Genomic DNA, 15,724 nt, shown 5'->3' on the forward strand with positions numbered 1-15,724 from the left:
ACGAAGGAGTTGTCCATGCGGCCCAGCCCGGCGGAGATCGTCCGCACCCTCGTCGCGGGCCGGCTGCCCGGCATCGCCCACGTCGCGCACCGGCCCGGCCCGCACCAGGTCCGGCACGTGACCGACCCGGACGGCCGGGTGCTGCTGCTGGTGCCGGTCGTCAGCGACCTCGCCGCCGCGCTGCGCCCCGCCGACGGCGATTGCGAGGTGGCGCTGGTGCTGGACGTGCTGGACCTGCCACCCGCCGCCGGCGCGCCGAGCCTCGGCCGGGCCTGGGTCTCCGGCTGGGCGGCCCGGCTCGAAGGGGAGGAGGAGCGCCGCGCCGCGCTGGACTTCGCGGCCGTGGAGCCGGCCGGCGACCTGCTCGACGTCGGCACCCGGTTCCGGCTGCACCGCTTCGAGGTGGTCGAGGCCCGCTGGGAACGTGGCGACACCGTCAGCCGCATCGACCCCGAGGCGTACGCCGAGGCGGAGCCCGACCCGCTGCACGCCGTCGAGGCCGAACTCCTGGCCGACCTCGCCGACCACCACGCCGCCGAGGTGGCCGGATACCTGCGCCGCCAGCTCGGCCTCGCCGACGGCGCCCCCGACACCGCGCCCCGGGTGGTCCGGATCGACCGGTACGGCCTGCTGGTCGCCCACGGCCGACCCGGTGCCCGCCGGCGCGTGCGGCTGGCGTTCCCGCGTCCGCTGGACTGCCAGGCGGAGCTGACCCGGCTCCTGCATCCGCTGGTCTGCCGCCACGCCTCGTCGTCCCGGCACGCCGACCACGCCTGACCGGGTGCCGCCCGGCCGTCCGGTCAGCCGGCGAAGACCTCGGCGAGGTCGCCGGTCAGGTAGCGCTGCACGGTGGGGCCGACCGCCGCGACGAGCGTCTCCGGGGCGGCCGAGGCGACCGGTTCCAGCCGGACCACGTGCCGCATCATGGCCAGCCCGATCAGCTGGCTGGCCACCAGCGAGCCGCGCAGCGGCAGCTCGGCCGGGTCGACGTCGAGCTGGTCGAGGACCCTGCGCAGCACCTGGGTGACCAGGAACTCCCGCAGCAGCCGGGCGGTCCACTCGTTGCTCACCGCCGAGCGCAGCAGGGCCACGCCGGCGGTGCCGGCCGGGGAGTCCCAGACGCCGAGGAAGGCGCGCACCAGCCGCTCCCCGAGCCCCGCGCGGTCGCCCGCGAGCACCCTCGGCAGCAGCTCTGCCGGGTCGGCCGGCGCGTGCATGGCGGCCAGGAAGAGCCGGTCCTTGCTGCCGAAGTAGTGGTGCACCAGCGCCGGGTCCACCCGCGCGGCGGCGGCGACGGCCCGGATCGAGGCCCGGTCGAAGCCCCGCTCGGCGAAGGCGGCGCGGGCCGCGTCGAGGATGGCCTGCCGGGTGTCCGGGTTGCCGGGTCGTCGTCCGGTCCGCCGCGCCATCGTCGCCCTCCGCTCAGCCGCTGCGCCGCCGGAGGGTGGCCGCGGCGAGCACCAGCGCCAGCGCCGCCGCGCCGGCGACCACCGCCACGTCCCGCCACATGGTGCCGGTCGGCTCGGCGTGGGCGCCGACCTCCTGGAGCGCCTCGACGGCGTACGACAGGGGCAGCGCGTCGCTGACCGCCTGCAACCAGCCCGCCATCTCGCCCCGGGGCACGAAGAGCCCGCAGAGCAGCAACTGGGGCACCACCACGACCGGCATGAACTGCACGGCCTGGAACTCGGTGCGGGCGAACGCGCTGCAGAACAGCCCGAGCGCGACCGCGAGCACGGCGTTCAGCGCGGCGACCAGGACCACCAGCCCGCTGTGGCCGGCGGTGTCCAGCCCGAGGACCCCGTACGCGACCACGGAGGCGACGACCGCCTGCACCACCGCGGCCAGCCCGAACGCGATGCCGTAGCCGAAGAGCAGGTCGAGCTTGCCCAGCGGGGTGGTGAGCAGCCGCTCCAGCGTGCCCGTGGTGCGCTCGCGCAGCATCGCGATGCTGGTCACCAGGAACATGACCACGAAGGGGAAGAAGCCGAGCATCACCAGGGCGACCCGGTCGAACGTCGACGGCTGGTCGACGTACATGGAGTGGACCAGGGCGAGCAGCGCCGACGGGACCACCAGCAGCAACGCCACGGTGCGCCGGTCGTGCCGCAGCTGGCGCAGGATGCGGGCGGTGGTGGCGGCCAGGATCCGGGGGTTCACGACGTCTCCCGTCCGGCGGCGCCCGCCCTGATCAACCGCAGGAACGCCTCGTCCAGGTCGTCGGTGCCGGCGGCGGCGCGGACCGCGTCGGGGGTGTCGTCGGCGATCAGCCGCCCCTCGCGGATCAGCAGCAGCCGGTCGCAGCGGGCCGCCTCGTCCATGACGTGGCTGGAGACCAGCAGGGTGGTGCCGGCGGCGGCCATGGCGTGGAACCGGGCCCACAGGTCGGCCCGCAGCACCGGGTCCTGACCGACGGTGGGTTCGTCGAGGACGAGCAGTTCCGGTTCCCCCACCAGGGCGCAGGCCAGCGACGCCCGGCTGCGCTGCCCGCCGGAGAGGGTGCCGACCTGCTGGCCGGCGGCCGACCCGAGCCCGACCTCGGCGACCGCCCGGTCGGCTTCGGCCCGCCCCCGGCCGTGCAGGGCGGCGAAGTAGCGCGCGTTCTCCCGCACCGTCAGGTCGGCGTAGACGCTGGGCGCCTGGGTGAGGTAGCCGACGCGGCGGCGCAGCTCCGGCGATCCGGCGGGACGCCCCAGCACGGTCACCGTGCCGGCGCCGACCACCTGCACGCCGACCACCGCCCGCAGCAGCGTGGTCTTGCCGCTGCCGCTCGGGCCGAGCAGCCCGGTGACCGAACCGCGCGGCACTCGCGCGCTGACGCCGTGCAGCACCCGCCGCCCGCCCCGCTCGACGACCAGGTCGCGTACGGCGATCGCCTCGTCCACCGGCGCCTCCGGGGAAACTCATCATCCGTTGAACTCCACGCTAACGGAGATGTCGGCCGGGCGGCAACGGTTGACTTCGAGTGCACTCGAACTGGAAGCCTGGACGGCGTGGACATCAGCATCCGGGAGGCGACCCTGACCGTCGGCGAGGCGGCCGGGCGGGTCGGCCTGACCACCTACACGCTGCGTTGGTACGAGCAGGAGGGTCTGGTCGCCCCGGTCGGGCGCGACTCGGCCGGGCGCCGTCGCTACACCGAACGCGACGTCGACTGGCTGTTCCTGCTCACCCGACTGCGCCGCACGGGCATGCCGGTGCGGGACATGCGCCGCTACGCGGAGCTGGCCCGGCAGGGCGACGCCACCCTGGGCGCCCGGCGGGCGCTCTTCGAGACGCACCGGGCCCGGGTGCTGAGCCGGATGGCCGAGCTGGAGGAGGATCTGAAGGTGCTCAACTACAAGATCGACAACTACCGCCGGGCGGAGGGGCGCAGATGATCCGCCGACCGCTCGGCGCGTCCGGGCCCGAGGTCTCCGCGCTCGGGCTGGGCTGCATGGGGATGAGCTTCGCCTACGGCGCCAGCGACGACGCCGCCTCGACCCGCACGCTGCACCGCGCGCTCGACCTGGGGGTGAACCACCTGGACACCGCCGACCTGTACGGCCACGGCCGCAACGAGGAGCTGCTCTCCCCGGTGGTGCGGGCCCGCCGCGACGAGGTCTTCCTGGCCACGAAGTTCGGCAACCGGGTGCGCGGCGACGCGACTGGCGGCACCGGCAGCCCCGGCCTGTATGTGGACAGCAGCGCCGCCTGGGCGCGCGAGGCGTGCGACGCCTCCCTGCGCCGGCTCGGGGTGGACGTCATCGACCTGTGGTACCTGCACCGGCGCGACCCGGCCACGCCGATCGAGGAGACCGTCGGCGCGATGGCCGAGCAGGTCGCCGCCGGCAAGGTGCGGCTGATCGGCCTGTCCGAGGTCAGCCCGGCGACGCTGCGGTCGGCGCACGCGGTGTACCCGGTGACCGCGGTGCAGATGGAGTACTCGCTGTTCAGCCGCGACGTCGAGGGCGAGATGCTGGCCACCTGCCGGGAACTGGGCGTGGCGCTGGTCGCGTACTCGCCGGTGGGGCGCGGGCTGTTGACCGGGGCGATCACGGGCCGGGAACAGCTCGCCGCCGACGACTGGCGTGCCCGGGCGCCGCGCTTCGCCGAGGGCAACCTCGACGCCAACCTGAAGCTGGTCGACGAGGTCCGCGCGGTGGCCGGGGAGATCGGCTGCACCCCGGCCCAGGCGGCCCTGGCCTGGCTGCTCGCCCAGGGCGAGGACGTCTTCCCGATCCCCGGCACGCGGCGGGTGCACCGGCTGGAGGAGAACGCGGCGGCGGCCGACATCCGACTCACGCCCGAGCAGCGGGCCCGGTTGGGCGGAGCGGTGCCGCCGGGTGCGGTCGCCGGGGACCGGTACCCCGAGGCGGCCATGCGATTGGTCGGGCATTAGCCTTCGGACCGGACAGCGGGTCCGCCAACGGGCATCAGGCGCGGCATAGGGCATTGCGCCCTGATCGGACGTACGGCACGATGGCGCCGTGGGTCACGCTGCGTCACCGGACGAGAGGTTCCTCGGCGAATGGGCGGCCCGGTTGCGGGCCGGCGCCGAGCAGCCCGTGGTCGGCATCATGCTGCGCGGCAGCCACGCCCGGCGGGCCGCCACCGCGCACAGCGACGTCGACGTCGACGTGCTGCTCGCCGGCGCCCCGTACGCCGCCCGCCGGGCGTTCCTGGCCGAGCACGGGGGCCGGCTGACCCACGTCTCGGTGGCCGCCCGCGACGTCCGCTCCTGGCTGAGCCGCCTCGGCGAGCCCGCCGAATGGGCGTTCGGGCTGCCGGTGACGGCGCCGGTCCGGCTGCTGTGGGCGGACCCGCACTGGCGCCCCCGGATCGACCTGCCGGTGCTCTGCCATCCCGCCGGCGAGCCGCAGTTGGAGGAGCTGATCGCGACGCTCGGTAAGGTGGCCGGCGCGCGGGACGCCGACGACCACCTCGGCGTCCGGCTGGCCGCCGCCGACCTGGCCCGGCTCTGCCCGTCCGTGCTGCGGTTGGCCAACCCCACGGTCCGGGTGACGTCCCGGCGGGCGGCCTTCGCCGCCGCCCTCGACCTGCCGGTGGCGCCCCCGAACTACCGGGAGGACCTGCTGCTCTGCCTCGGCCTGCGGCCCGGCTCCGTCGGCCAGCTCTGCGCCGCCGCGGCCCGCCTGGTCGGCGGCGTCCTGCCGCTGATCCGCCCGTACGCCGCCGAGGTCGCGCGGGCCGCCGGCGCGGACCTGGCCGACGCCCTGACCGACGGCCGGCTGGACCGCTACGTCGACCAGCTGGCCCGGCCCGCCCACCGGCCGCCGCGGCCCCGGCGGGAGCCGTCAACCGTGCCCGCCCCGCGTCCGGGACAATGGGTCACTGTGCCCGTACCTGACGCGCCCGTGACCGGCGCCCACCCCAGTCCGCAGGAGCCCGCGGCCGACGGCGCGGTCCGTCCGTCCCGGCTCGACCCGGCCATCGCCGCCCGGCTGCGCCGCACCCCCGACGGCCTGGTGGCCGCCGTGGTCCGCCAGCACGACTCCGGCGAGGTGCTGATGGTCGCCTGGATGGACGACGAGGCGCTGCACCGCACCCTGACCACCGGCCGGGCCACCTACTGGTCGCGCAGCCGCCGGGAGTACTGGGTCAAGGGCGCCACCTCCGGGCACCACCAGTACGTCCGCGCCGTGGCGCTGGACTGCGACGGCGACGCGCTGCTGGTCGACGTCGACCAGGTGGGCGCGGCCTGCCACACGGGGCACCGCACCTGCTTCTTCACCGAGCTGCCGGTCGGCGGGGACGGGGCGGGTGCCCGGTGAGCGCGTCCGGTCCCGCCGCCGCGAACGGCGGGCGGTCCCGCACCGACGGCGCGGTCAGCCCCGACCCGGCCACCTTCACCGAGCTGGCCGCCCGCTGGCGGGTCGTGCCGGTCACCCGCCGGCTGCTCGCCGACGCGGAGACCCCCGTCGGGGTCTACCGCAAGCTCGCCGGCGGCCCGGGGACGTTCCTGCTGGAGTCCGCCGAGCAGGGCGTCGGCTCGGCCGGCCTGGCCTGGTCGCGCTACTCGTTCATCGGCGTACGCAGCAGCGCCACGCTGACCGAGCGCGACGGCGCCGCGGTGTGGACGGGGCGCCCACCGGCCGGCCTGCCCACCTCCGGCGACCCGGTCCGGGTGCTGCGCGAGACCGTCGAGGCGCTCGCCGGCCCGGCGTGGGACGCGGCCAGCGGCATGCCCCCGCTGACCGGCGGCATGGTCGGCTACCTGGGTTACGAGCTGGTCCGGCGGTTCGAGCGGCTGCCCGAGCTGACCGAGGACGACCTGGGCGTGCCCGAGCTGGGCATGATGCTCGCCACCGACCTGGTGGTGCTGGACCACTACGACGGCTCGGCGATCCTCGTCGCCAACGCGATCCTGCCGCCGCTGTCCGAGCCGGACCGCGACGCCGAGGTCACGGCGGCCTACCACCACGCCGTCGGACGGCTCGACGCGATGACCACCGCGCTGTCCCGGCCGATCCCGCCGATGGTCTCGACCGTCGGGCGACCCCCGGCGGGCGAGGTGCGCAGCCGTACGCCCGAGGGCGGCTACCCGAAGGCCGTCGAGGCGGCCAAGGAGGCGATCCGGGCCGGCGAGTGCTTCCAGATCGTGCTGGCCCAGCGGTTCGAGCGGGACACGCACGCCGACCCGCTGGACGTCTACCGCGTGCTGCGCACGACGAACCCCAGCCCGTACATGTACCTGCTGCGCTTCGACGGCTTCGACATCGTCGGGTCCTCGCCGGAGGCGCACCTGAAGGTGACCAGCGACGCCGAGGGGCGGCGGCGGGCGTTGCTGCACCCGATCGCCGGCACCCGGCCGCGCGGCGGCACCCCCGGGGCCGACGCCCGCCTCGCCGCGGAGCTGCTCGCCGACCCGAAGGAACGCGCCGAGCACGTGATGCTGGTCGACCTGGGCCGCAACGACCTGGGCCGGGTCTGCCGCCCGGGCACGGTCGAGGTGCCGGAGTTCGCCACCATCGAGCGCTACAGCCACGTCATGCACATCGTCTCGACCGTGGTCGGCACGCTGCGCGAGGACCGCACGGCCTTCGACGCGCTGGCCGCGACCTTCCCCGCCGGCACCCTCTCCGGCGCGCCCAAGGTGCGGGCCATGGAGATCATCGAGGAGCTGGAGCCGGTGCGGCGCGGCATCTATGGCGGCACCGTGGGCTACTTCGGTTTCGGCGGCGACCTGGACATGGCGATCGCGATCCGCACCGCGCTGATGCGCGACGGCAGGGCGTACGTGCAGGCCGGGGCGGGGGTGGTGGCCGACTCCGACCCGGCCGCCGAGGACCAGGAGACCCGGAACAAGGCCGCCGCCGTGCTCGCCGCCATCGCCGCCGCCGAGACCCTCCGGCCCGCCCGGTGACGGCCGCCGAGCCGGGGACCGCTCCGGCGGGCGACGCGGGCCGGGGCGCGCGGCCGGGCACGCAGCGGCGCGAACTGACGTACGCCGTGCTGCTCTGCGTGGCCGGCGCGGGCCTGGCGCTGTGGGCGTCGACCCGCACCTGGGCGGTCGAGTTGACCGCCCGGCCGACCCCGCTGCCGCCGGTACGAGACGCCCGCACGGGCGCCGGCCTGCTGCCCTGGCTGCCGGCGCTGGCCCTGGTCGGGCTGGCCGGCGGCGGGGCGGTGCTCGCCACCCGGGGGCGGGCGCGGCGGCTGCTGGGTGGGCTGCTGTGCGTGCTCGGCGCGGCCGTGACGGCCGGCGGCGGCTACGGCCTGGTCGCCGCGTTCGACGGCGAGGTCGCCCGGCACTGGCCGGCGCTCTGCCTGCTCGGCGGGGTGCTCGCCACGGCGGGCGGCCTGCTGACGGCGCTGCGGGGGCGCCACTGGCCGGCGATGGGCGCCCGCTACGAGCGGCGGCCCGCGGGGGACGCCGCGCCGGCCGCCCGGGGCGGGAACGGCCGGGGCGAGGGCGACCGGGTCACCGGCCGGCAGACCACCGAGGCGTGGGACGCGCTGGACCGGGGCGAGGACCCGACGGTCAGCTGACCGGCTGGCGCTCGCGGGCGGCGGCCCGGGCCGCAGCCAGCTCCGCCACCAGGCGGTCGAGCTCGGCCCGCTGCTCCGCCCGGGCCCGGTCGGCGCAGACCGCCTCCCAGGCGTTGCCCCGCGCGGTACGCATCCGTGCCTCGCCCACCACGGCGCGCTCCAGGGTGTGGACCACGCCGACGGCGAGCGACGCGACGGTACGGGAGACGGTCGTCAGTCCGATGGGCTGGTGCGGCTCAACAGTGCTCATGATCACCCCGCGGAGGATCGTTGGTGACGGTGGGGCAGGCGCGTCATCGAGTCTGCCCGAGGACGATGCTGGCCGGTTCACGTTTCGCCGTGGTGACCGACACGTCAACACTGCTCGCAGGCCCGCCACCAGGCAAAGGGCCGTTCGACCTTGAGGTAGGTCACACCATCGACGGGCGTCGGCGGCGGGTGCCGGACCGGGCGGCCGACCGCGCCACCAGATAGGATCACGTCGATGACCTGGGGGGCGGAGGCGGGGATGGTCGGGTGGCGTTCGTCGTGGGGCGTGGTCGCCCTGCGTGACATCCCGTTCACCGGAGGTCGGCCATTATGCCCCAGCCCATCTCGTGAGGCACGCCATACCCCCGGCGCCCGTCGCCAGGTGGCGCCCCCTAGCATCGGCCCATGACACCCGGAGAGGGGAGTCCGTTGGTGACTGCTGAGCATGCGCACGCGGAGGGGGACGAGGCCGGTCCGGCGGCGTCCGTAGGCGTGCTCGACGAGATCCTGGCCGGCGTGCGTGAGGACGTCGCCCGGCGACAGGAGCAGGTTCCGCTGGAGCGGATCCGCGACCTGGCCGCCGCCGCGCCACCGCCGCTGGACGCGTACGCGGCCCTGCGCAAGCCGGGCGTCGCCGTGATCGCCGAGGTGAAGCGCTCGTCGCCGTCCAAGGGGCGGCTGGCCGAGATCGCCGACCCGGCCGACCTGGCCGGCGACTACGCCGCCGGGGGAGCGCGGGCGATCAGCGTGCTCACCGAGGGGCGCTGGTTCGGCGGCTCGCTCGACGACCTGGCCGCCGTCCGCGCCGCCGTCAGCATCCCGGTGCTGCGCAAGGACTTCGTCGTCTCCAGCTACCAGGTGCACGAGGCCCGCGCGCACGGCGCCGACCTGGTGCTGCTGATCGTCGCCGCGCTGGAGCAGAACGCCCTCGTCGGCCTGCTGGAGCGGATCGAGTCGCTGGGCATGACCGCGCTGGTCGAGGTCCACGACGAGGAGGAGGCCGACCGCGCCCTGGAGGCCGGTGCCCAGGTGATCGGGGTCAACGCCCGCAACCTGCGTACCCTGGAGGTCGACCGCTCGGTGTTCGAGCGGATCGCGCCCGGCCTGCCCAGCAGCGTCGTCAAGATCGCGGAGTCGGGGGTGCGCGGCCCGCACGACCTCATCCGGTACGCCTCGGCGGGCGCCGACGCGGTCCTGGTCGGCGAGGGCCTGGTCACCCAGAAGAGCCCCCGCGAGGCGGTGGCCGAGCTGGTCAACGCCGGCAACCACCCGGCAACGCCCCGCCCGGTGCGCTGATCCCGCGCCGGTTCGTCAGCACCGAGAGGACCATCTCATGAGCGCCGACGCGTTGGCCGCACCGGCCGGTCCGCTGCCCGACCCCGCCGGCCACTTCGGCCGCTTCGGCGGCCGGTTCGTACCGGAGGCGCTGGTCGCGGCGCTCGACGAGCTGGACGCGGCGCACCGCGCGGCGATGGCCGACGAGTCGTTCCGGGCCGAGTTCGGCGCCCTGCTGCGCGACTACGCCGGCACCCCCTCGCTGCTCTACGCGGCGCAGCGGTTCTCCGCCAGGGTGGGCGCGCGGGTGCTGCTCAAGCGCGAGGACCTCAACCACACCGGGGCGCACAAGGTGCGCAACGTGCTCGGTCAGGCCCTGCTGACCAGGCGGATGGGCAAGCGCCGGGTGATCGCGGAGACCGGCGCCGGCCAGCACGGCGTCGCCACCGCCACCGCCGCCGCCCTGTTCGACCTCGACTGCGTGGTCTACATGGGCGAGGTCGACACCGAGCGGCAGGCGCTCAACGTGGCCCGGATGCGGATGCTCGGCGCCACCGTCGTCCCCGTCACCAACGGCTCGCGCACCCTCAAGGACGCGATGAACGAGGCGATGCGCGACTGGGTCGCCAACGTCGACGACACCCACTACCTGATCGGCACCGCCGCCGGGCCGCACCCGTTCCCGGCGATGGTCCGCGACTTCGTCCGGGGCATCGGCGACGAGGCGCGCCAGCAGTGCCTGGACCTGACCGGCGCGCTGCCGGACGCCGTCACCGCCTGCGTCGGCGGCGGCTCCAACGCGCTGGGCATCTTCCACGCCTTCGTCGGCGACCCCGACGTGCGCCTGTACGGCTTCGAGGCCGGCGGCGACGGGGTGGAGACCGGCCGGCACGCCGCCAGCATCACCGGCGGCTCCGCCGGGGTGCTGCACGGCACCCGGACGTACGTGCTCCAGGACGCCGACGGGCAGACGTGCGAGTCGCACTCGATCTCCGCCGGGCTGGACTACCCGGGCGTCGGGCCGGAGCACGCCTGGCTGCACGACAGCGGCCGCGCGACGTACCTGCCGGTCACCGACGACGAGGCGATGGCCGCGTTCGAGCTGCTCTGCCGCACCGAGGGCATCATCCCGGCGATCGAGAGCGCCCACGCGCTCGCCGGCACCCTCAAGATCGCCCCGAAGCTCGCCGCGGAGCTGGGCCGGGAGCCCACCATCGTGGTCAACCTCTCCGGCCGGGGCGACAAGGACGTGCACACCGCCGGCGACTACTTCGGCATCCTCGACAAGGAGCAGTGAGAACGTGAGCCGGATCGGGGTGGCCTTCGACAAGGCCCGCGCCGACGGGCGGGCCGTCCTGGTCGGCTGCATGCCGGCCGGGTTCCCCACCGTCGAGGGCAGCATCGCCGCGATGACCGCCATGGTCGAGGCCGGCGTCGACGTCATCGAGGTGGAGATCCCGTACTCCGACCCGGTGATGGACGGGCCGGTGATCCAGAAGGCCAGCGACATCGCCCTCGCCGGCGGCGTACGCACCAGGGACACGCTGCGCGTCATCGAGGCGGTCGCGGCCACCGGGGCGCCCGTGGTCACGATGACCTACTGGAACCCCGTCGAGCGCTACGGCGTCGACGCCTTCGCCCGGGACCTCGCCTCGGCCGGGGGCACCGGGCTGGTCACCCCCGACCTGATCCCCGAGGAGGCCGGCGAGTGGCTCGCCGCCTCGGACGCGCACGGGCTGGACCGCACCTTCCTGGTCTCGCCCTCCTCGACCGACGCGCGGCTGGCGATGACCGTCGGGCACTGCCGGGGCTTCGTCTACGCCACCGCGATCATGGGGGTGACGGGCGCCCGGGCGCAGACGTCCGACGCGGCGCCCGTCCTGGTGTCGCGGGTGCGGGAGGCCACCGACCTGCCGGTCGGCGTCGGGCTGGGCGTCGGCACGGGTGCGCAGGCCGGCACCGTCGCCGGGTACGCCGACGGCGTCATCGTCGGCAGCGCCCTGATCCGCTGCCTGCTCGACGCGCCGGACGAGGCGTCCGGGCTGGCGGCCCTGCGCGCGCTGAGCGCGGAACTCGCCGAGGGCGTCCGCAACCCCACCCGCTGAGCCGACCGCGCCCTCCGGTCCCGCCCGGGGTCAGTGCTGGGGTGTCCGGTCGGCCGGCGGAGTGCTCCGCTGCCCCGGTGGGTGGCCCGCCGCCGGCGCCGGATCGCCCGGGGCGGCGTCACGCAGCACGCCGGAGCGGCCCGCCAGGGCGTCGGTGAGCGCCGCCCGGGTTGTCGGGGTGAGCGTCTCGGGCAGGGCTGAGGGGTGGTGCCAGGACAGCCGGCAGCCGCCCGCCGGGTCGCCGACCGGCCCCGCCCCCCGCGTACGCGCCCGGAAGACGTGCACCAGGACGTCGGGCAGCGGCCCGGCCCGCCCGGCCGCCGAAGCCGCGTGCGCCGCCGGCGACGGTCCGCGCCGCCCGGTGAGGTGGTAGAGGCCGACCAGGTCGACGACCTCGACCTCCCACCCGGTCTCGATCCGGATGTCGCGCGTGGCCGCGCGCACGGGGCTCTCGGCCGGGCGCAGCCGCCCACCGGGCAGCCCGTGGCGCTCGCCCCGCCCCTGCCGGCACAGCAGCACCCGGCCGGCGTCGTCGGTGACGACCGCGGCGACCGCCCAGGTGAGCGCGCTCATGGACAAAGAGCCTACGGCGGCGCAAACCAGAAGTCACCGGTACCGGCGGACGGTGGACCGGGGTGCCACCGCAGGGGTGCGCGGCGGTAGCGTGTGCATCCGTGACTCTCGCCTCGCTGACCCCCCAGGCGGCCCTGCCCAGCCCCAGCACCGCCGTCTGGCAGCTCGGACCGGTGCCGATCCGGGCGTACGCGCTGTGCATCATCCTCGGCATCGTGGTGGCCTGCTGGGTCACCGAGCGGCGGCTGCGCCAGCGCGGCGTCGCCCCCGGCGCGGTGCTCGACATCGCGGTCTGGGCGGTGCCGGCCGGCATCATCGGCGCCCGCATCTACCACGTGATCACCTCGCCGGAGAAGTACTTCGGCACCGGCGGCGACCCGATGAAGGCGTTCGCCATCTGGGAGGGCGGTCTCGGCATCTGGGGCGCGGTGGCCGGCGGGGCCGTCGGCGCGTGGCTCGCGGCCCGGCAGCTCGGCATCCCGTTCGCGGTGGTCGCCGACGCGCTGGCGCCCGGCCTGCCGCTGGCGCAGGCGGTCGGCCGCCTCGGCAACTGGTTCAACAACGAGCTCTACGGCGGCCGGACCAGCCTGCCGTGGGGGCTGGAGATCCACCGGATGGACCCGGACAACCCGGGGCACGCGCTGCGCGACGACTCCGGCCAGCCGATCCTCGAACCGGGCCTCTACCACCCGACGTTCGCCTACGAGCTGCTGTGGAACCTCGGCGTGGCCGCGCTCGTCCTCGTCCTCGACCGCAAGCTGCGTCTCGGCCGGGGACGGGCGTTCGCCCTCTACGTGATGGGCTACACGGCCGGGCGGTTCTGGATCGAGCTGATGCGCACCGACGAGGCGAACACCATCCTCGGCGTACGCCTGAACGTCTGGACCGCAGGCCTGGTCTTCCTCGGCGCCCTGGCCTACTTCGTGCGGGTGCGCGGCCCCCGGGAGTACGTCGTCCCGGTCGGCGCCGCCGCGACGCCGGAACCGGTCGTCGACTCCGACGTCTCGCAGGTCGACCTGTCCGCGCGGGAGGCCGGCGCCCGGCCGGCCGCCCCGGAGGGCTACCGCGTGGTCAGCGAGGAGCAGTACCGGCACTGGCGGGAGACCGGCGAGGCGCCGGCCGAGCCGGACGGGTCGGCCGACGCGCCGTCGGACGGGTCGGCCGGTGCGGACGCCGCCCCCGGGTCCGGTGCGGAGACCCCGCAGGACCGGGCCGGGGCCACGGGCACCCGGCCCGCCGAGCGCGACAGCTGAGAAGGAGCACCTGATGCGTAGCGCGGTCGTGGTCGGCGCCGGGATCGGCGGCCTCGCGGTCGCCGGCGCGCTGGCCCGCTCCGGCTGGCGGGTCACCCTGCTGGAGCGGGCCGACCGCGTCCGCCCCGAGCCGACCGCCGTGGCGCTCTGGCCCAACGGCGTACGCGCGCTGCGCGCCCTGGGTCTCGGCGCCGGCCTGGAGGCGATCGCCACGGGGCTCCCCGACGGCGGGGTGCGCCGCCCGGACGGACACTGGCTGGTGCAGCCCCGCCCCACGCCGGCCGACCGGATGCCGGTGGTGGTGCACCGGGAGGACCTGCACGACGCGCTGATCGCCGGCCTGGGCGACGAGGTCGAGCTGCGTACCGGGGTGACCGTGCGGACGGTCCGCGCCGTGCCCGGGGAGCGTCCCTCGGTCGGCGACGGCCGGCACACCATCGAGGCCGACCTGGTCGTCGCCGCCGACGGCACCGACAGCGCGGTCCGCCGGCAGCTCGCCCCCGAGTCCGGCGTGGTCAGCTCCGGCTGCGCCGCCTGGCGGGCGGTGATCCCCTGGTACCGGGCCCCGAAGCTGCCCGCCGACCGGCCCGTCGGCGGCGAGGTGCTCGGTGCCGGCTACCGCTTCGTGTCCGCCTCGCTGGGCGAGCGCGGCTCCTCCGGCGGCTCCAGCCGGGGTGGCATCTACTGGGTGGCCACCGCCGTCGGCGCGCCCCGCCCGGAACCGCCGGAGACCCAGCTCGCCCTGCTCCGCCGCTGGTACGCGGGCTGGCCCGCGCCGATCGCCGAGCTGCTCGACGCCACCGACCCGACCGACCTGGTGCAGCAGGAGATCCGCGAGCTGCGGCCGCTGCCGAGGTCGTACGGCTTCCCGACCGGCCCGGGCGGGGTGGTGCTGCTCGGCGACGCCGCGCACGCCATGCCGCCGCACCTCGGCCAGGGCGCCTGCCTCGCCTTCGAGGACGCCGCCACCCTCGCCTCGCTGCTGCGCGAGTCCCGGCTGCCCGACGCGGTGACGGCGTACGACCGGGTGCGCCGGCCCCGGGCGGCGACGGTGGTCCGGCAGACCCGACGGATGTCGGCGGTGCTGAAGGCCCGGGGCCCGCTGGCGTTGCGCGCCCGCGACGTCGCCCTGGGCGCCCTGAGTCCCCGCCTGCTCTCGACGGCCGCCACCACGGCCGCCCAGTGGCGCCCCCCGACCTGACCCACCGGCCTCCCGGGGGCTCACCCCCGCTGCCGCCGATCATGCAGTTGTGGTGGGGGACAAGATCCGCAAATCCCGTCGAACCGGGCACCACAGCTGCATGATCGACGCGGCCGGAGGGCGGGGTGGGCGCTTGGTCAGGGGTTGACGGGGGTGGGTTCGGCGATGCAGGCGGTGCCGACGCGGCGGAAGCCGACGCGCAGGTAGACGCGGGCGATGTCCTCGCTGCCCGCCGAGAGGAAGACCAGGTCGGTGCCGGCGGCCAGCAGCTCGCGGGCCAGCGTGGCGGTGACCGCCGCGCCCAGGCCACGGCGGCGGGCGGCCGGCAGGGTGGCCACCCCGGCGATCTCGGCCACGTCGCCGACCCGCATCGCCATCCCGCTGGCCAGCGCGCCCTCGACGGGCGTCTCCGCCAGCACCGACAGCCGCCGGCCGTCGGCGACGCGGGCCCGCTCCTCGTCGAGCGCCGCCTCGTCCAGTTCAGCCATCGCGGCGTCCCGCTGCGCGGCGCCGGCCTCGCCGGGTGCGGTGCCGGCCGCGGAGAACCCGACGGCGGCGACCGCCCGCCGCGCCGCCACGTCCGCCGCGAAGCCGGGCTCCGCCGCGTCGAGCATCCGCAGCGGTACGTCCGTGAGGGTCCCCGGGTCGGGCAGGGCGGCCGGGTCGAGCACCATCAGCGGCGCCTCCAGCACCGACAGCCCCGCCGAGCGGGCCACGGCCAGCAGGTCGGGAGTGGTCTCGTGCACCCATTCGAGGGCTTCGGGCAGGCCGAGTTCGCGCTGCCGCTCGCGTACCGCCGTGACGTCCGCCAGCGACGGCGCCCCGGCGGCGTCGAGCCGGGGCCGGGCGTAGAACGGCCAACCGGCGCCCTCGCGGACGAAGAGGACGAGGGCGCCGTGCTCCTCCGTACGGGCCGCGTCCCGGGGCACCGCGTCGTAGAAGCGCTCCAGCCGACCGAACAGGTCCCTGTCAAGAAAATCCACCGCGCGAGACTACACGTCCCAGAGTCTGGAAGGTGTGATCAATCTGCACTGGCCTTGCGCTCCGGACCCTAACGTAGACTCAATAGACCCTTG

General features: G+C 76.0%; 17 protein-coding genes and 1 pseudogene. 12 read left to right on the plus strand and 6 right to left on the minus strand.

From position 1 onward, the window contains the following. Nucleotides 1–15 precede the first annotated feature (15 nt). Entirely contained in the window at nt 16–777 is a 762-nt protein-coding gene (locus AB0883_RS17075; protein WP_366642088.1) for a DUF2470 domain-containing protein, read from the plus strand. A gap of 23 nt (nt 778–800) precedes the next feature. Here AB0883_RS17075 and AB0883_RS17080 read toward each other — a convergent pair whose 3' ends face one another. The 3 genes from AB0883_RS17080 to AB0883_RS17090 are packed head-to-tail and all read right to left on the minus strand — an operon-like array spanning nt 801 to nt 2,885. Beyond that, nucleotides 801–1,409, minus strand: a complete 609-nt coding sequence (locus AB0883_RS17080; RefSeq protein ID WP_366642089.1) for a TetR family transcriptional regulator — start codon at nt 1,407–1,409, stop codon at nt 801–803. Between the two features lie 13 nt (nt 1,410–1,422). After that, nucleotides 1,423–2,160 (minus strand): ABC transporter permease, encoded by a 738-nt coding sequence (locus AB0883_RS17085; protein WP_366642090.1) that lies wholly within the window; start codon nt 2,158–2,160, stop codon nt 1,423–1,425. Then, nucleotides 2,157–2,885, minus strand: a complete 729-nt coding sequence (locus tag AB0883_RS17090) for an ABC transporter ATP-binding protein (protein WP_366642091.1) — start codon at nt 2,883–2,885, stop codon at nt 2,157–2,159. The genes AB0883_RS17085 and AB0883_RS17090 overlap by 4 nt, the downstream gene beginning before the upstream one ends. A 108-nt stretch (nt 2,886–2,993) precedes the next feature. On the opposite strand from AB0883_RS17090, the gene AB0883_RS17095 reads away from it, so the two are divergent. The 6 genes and pseudogenes from AB0883_RS17095 to AB0883_RS17120 all read left to right on the plus strand — a co-directional run bounded on the left by AB0883_RS17095 (nt 2,994) and on the right by AB0883_RS17120 (nt 7,992). Beyond that, nucleotides 2,994–3,380 (plus strand): MerR family transcriptional regulator, encoded by a 387-nt coding sequence (locus AB0883_RS17095; protein ID WP_366642092.1) that lies wholly within the window; start codon nt 2,994–2,996, stop codon nt 3,378–3,380. Continuing rightward, the gene (locus AB0883_RS17100) at nt 3,377–4,381 is read left to right on the plus strand and encodes an aldo/keto reductase (RefSeq protein ID WP_366642093.1); all 1,005 of its coding nucleotides are present in this window, start codon (nt 3,377–3,379) and stop codon (nt 4,379–4,381) included. Before AB0883_RS17095 ends, AB0883_RS17100 begins: the two co-directional genes overlap by 4 nt. Nucleotides 4,382–4,559: 178 nt before the next feature. Then, nucleotides 4,560–5,156: pseudogene (locus tag AB0883_RS17105) on the plus strand (phosphoribosyl-AMP cyclohydrolase); the annotation flags it as partial. A 180-nt stretch (nt 5,157–5,336) separates the two neighbouring features. Continuing rightward, the gene (hisI, locus tag AB0883_RS17110; protein ID WP_311411668.1) at nt 5,337–5,774 is read left to right on the plus strand and encodes a phosphoribosyl-AMP cyclohydrolase; all 438 of its coding nucleotides are present in this window, start codon (nt 5,337–5,339) and stop codon (nt 5,772–5,774) included. Further along, nucleotides 5,771–7,366, plus strand: coding sequence for an anthranilate synthase component I (locus tag AB0883_RS17115; protein WP_366642094.1), 1,596 nt, complete (start codon nt 5,771–5,773; stop codon nt 7,364–7,366). Before hisI ends, AB0883_RS17115 begins: the two co-directional genes overlap by 4 nt. Nucleotides 7,367–7,440: 74 nt before the next feature. Then, nucleotides 7,441–7,992, plus strand: coding sequence for a Trp biosynthesis-associated membrane protein (locus tag AB0883_RS17120; protein ID WP_366642254.1), 552 nt, complete (start codon nt 7,441–7,443; stop codon nt 7,990–7,992). Here the strand turns inward: AB0883_RS17120 and AB0883_RS17125 are convergent. Next, nucleotides 7,985–8,242 carry a hypothetical protein gene (locus AB0883_RS17125; protein WP_101415126.1) on the minus strand — a complete coding sequence of 86 codons (258 nt, stop codon included), beginning with the start codon at nt 8,240–8,242 and terminating at the stop codon, nt 7,985–7,987. The genes AB0883_RS17120 and AB0883_RS17125 overlap by 8 nt on opposite strands. 491 nt (nt 8,243–8,733) lie before the next feature. Here AB0883_RS17125 and trpC point away from each other — a divergent pair, with 491 nt between their 5' ends. From trpC to trpA, 3 genes are read left to right on the plus strand one after another with little or no spacing between them, the layout of a single operon-like run. Then, nucleotides 8,734–9,537, plus strand: coding sequence for an indole-3-glycerol phosphate synthase TrpC (gene trpC / locus AB0883_RS17130; protein ID WP_366642255.1), 804 nt, complete (start codon nt 8,734–8,736; stop codon nt 9,535–9,537). A gap of 37 nt (nt 9,538–9,574) precedes the next feature. Next, the gene (gene trpB, locus AB0883_RS17135; RefSeq protein ID WP_366642095.1) at nt 9,575–10,813 is read left to right on the plus strand and encodes a tryptophan synthase subunit beta; all 1,239 of its coding nucleotides are present in this window, start codon (nt 9,575–9,577) and stop codon (nt 10,811–10,813) included. Nucleotides 10,814–10,817: 4 nt separating this feature from the next. Further along, complete coding sequence (gene trpA, locus AB0883_RS17140) at nt 10,818–11,621, plus strand: tryptophan synthase subunit alpha (RefSeq protein WP_366642096.1); 804 nt, start codon at nt 10,818–10,820, stop codon at nt 11,619–11,621. A 30-nt stretch (nt 11,622–11,651) separates the two neighbouring features. On the opposite strand, the gene AB0883_RS17145 is transcribed toward trpA, so the two are convergent. Continuing rightward, the gene (locus AB0883_RS17145) at nt 11,652–12,194 is read right to left on the minus strand and encodes an NUDIX domain-containing protein (RefSeq protein ID WP_366642097.1); all 543 of its coding nucleotides are present in this window, start codon (nt 12,192–12,194) and stop codon (nt 11,652–11,654) included. Nucleotides 12,195–12,295: 101 nt separating this feature from the next. Here AB0883_RS17145 and lgt point away from each other — a divergent pair, with 101 nt between their 5' ends. Together lgt and AB0883_RS17155 are read left to right on the plus strand one after the other, a co-directional pair. Then, entirely contained in the window at nt 12,296–13,447 is a 1,152-nt protein-coding gene (gene lgt, locus AB0883_RS17150; protein ID WP_366642098.1) for a prolipoprotein diacylglyceryl transferase, read from the plus strand. 13 nt (nt 13,448–13,460) lie between these two features. Further along, entirely contained in the window at nt 13,461–14,648 is a 1,188-nt protein-coding gene (locus AB0883_RS17155) for an NAD(P)/FAD-dependent oxidoreductase (RefSeq protein WP_366642099.1), read from the plus strand. Nucleotides 14,649–14,785: 137 nt separating this feature from the next. Here the strand turns inward: AB0883_RS17155 and AB0883_RS17160 are convergent, their stop codons facing one another. Then, nucleotides 14,786–15,631 carry a GNAT family N-acetyltransferase gene (locus AB0883_RS17160; RefSeq protein ID WP_366642100.1) on the minus strand — a complete coding sequence of 282 codons (846 nt, stop codon included), beginning with the start codon at nt 15,629–15,631 and terminating at the stop codon, nt 14,786–14,788. Between the last annotated feature and the right edge of the window lie 93 nt (nt 15,632–15,724).

The organism is Micromonospora sp. NPDC047812 (assembly GCF_040704175.1).
GTDB lineage: Bacteria > Actinomycetota > Actinomycetes > Mycobacteriales > Micromonosporaceae > Micromonospora.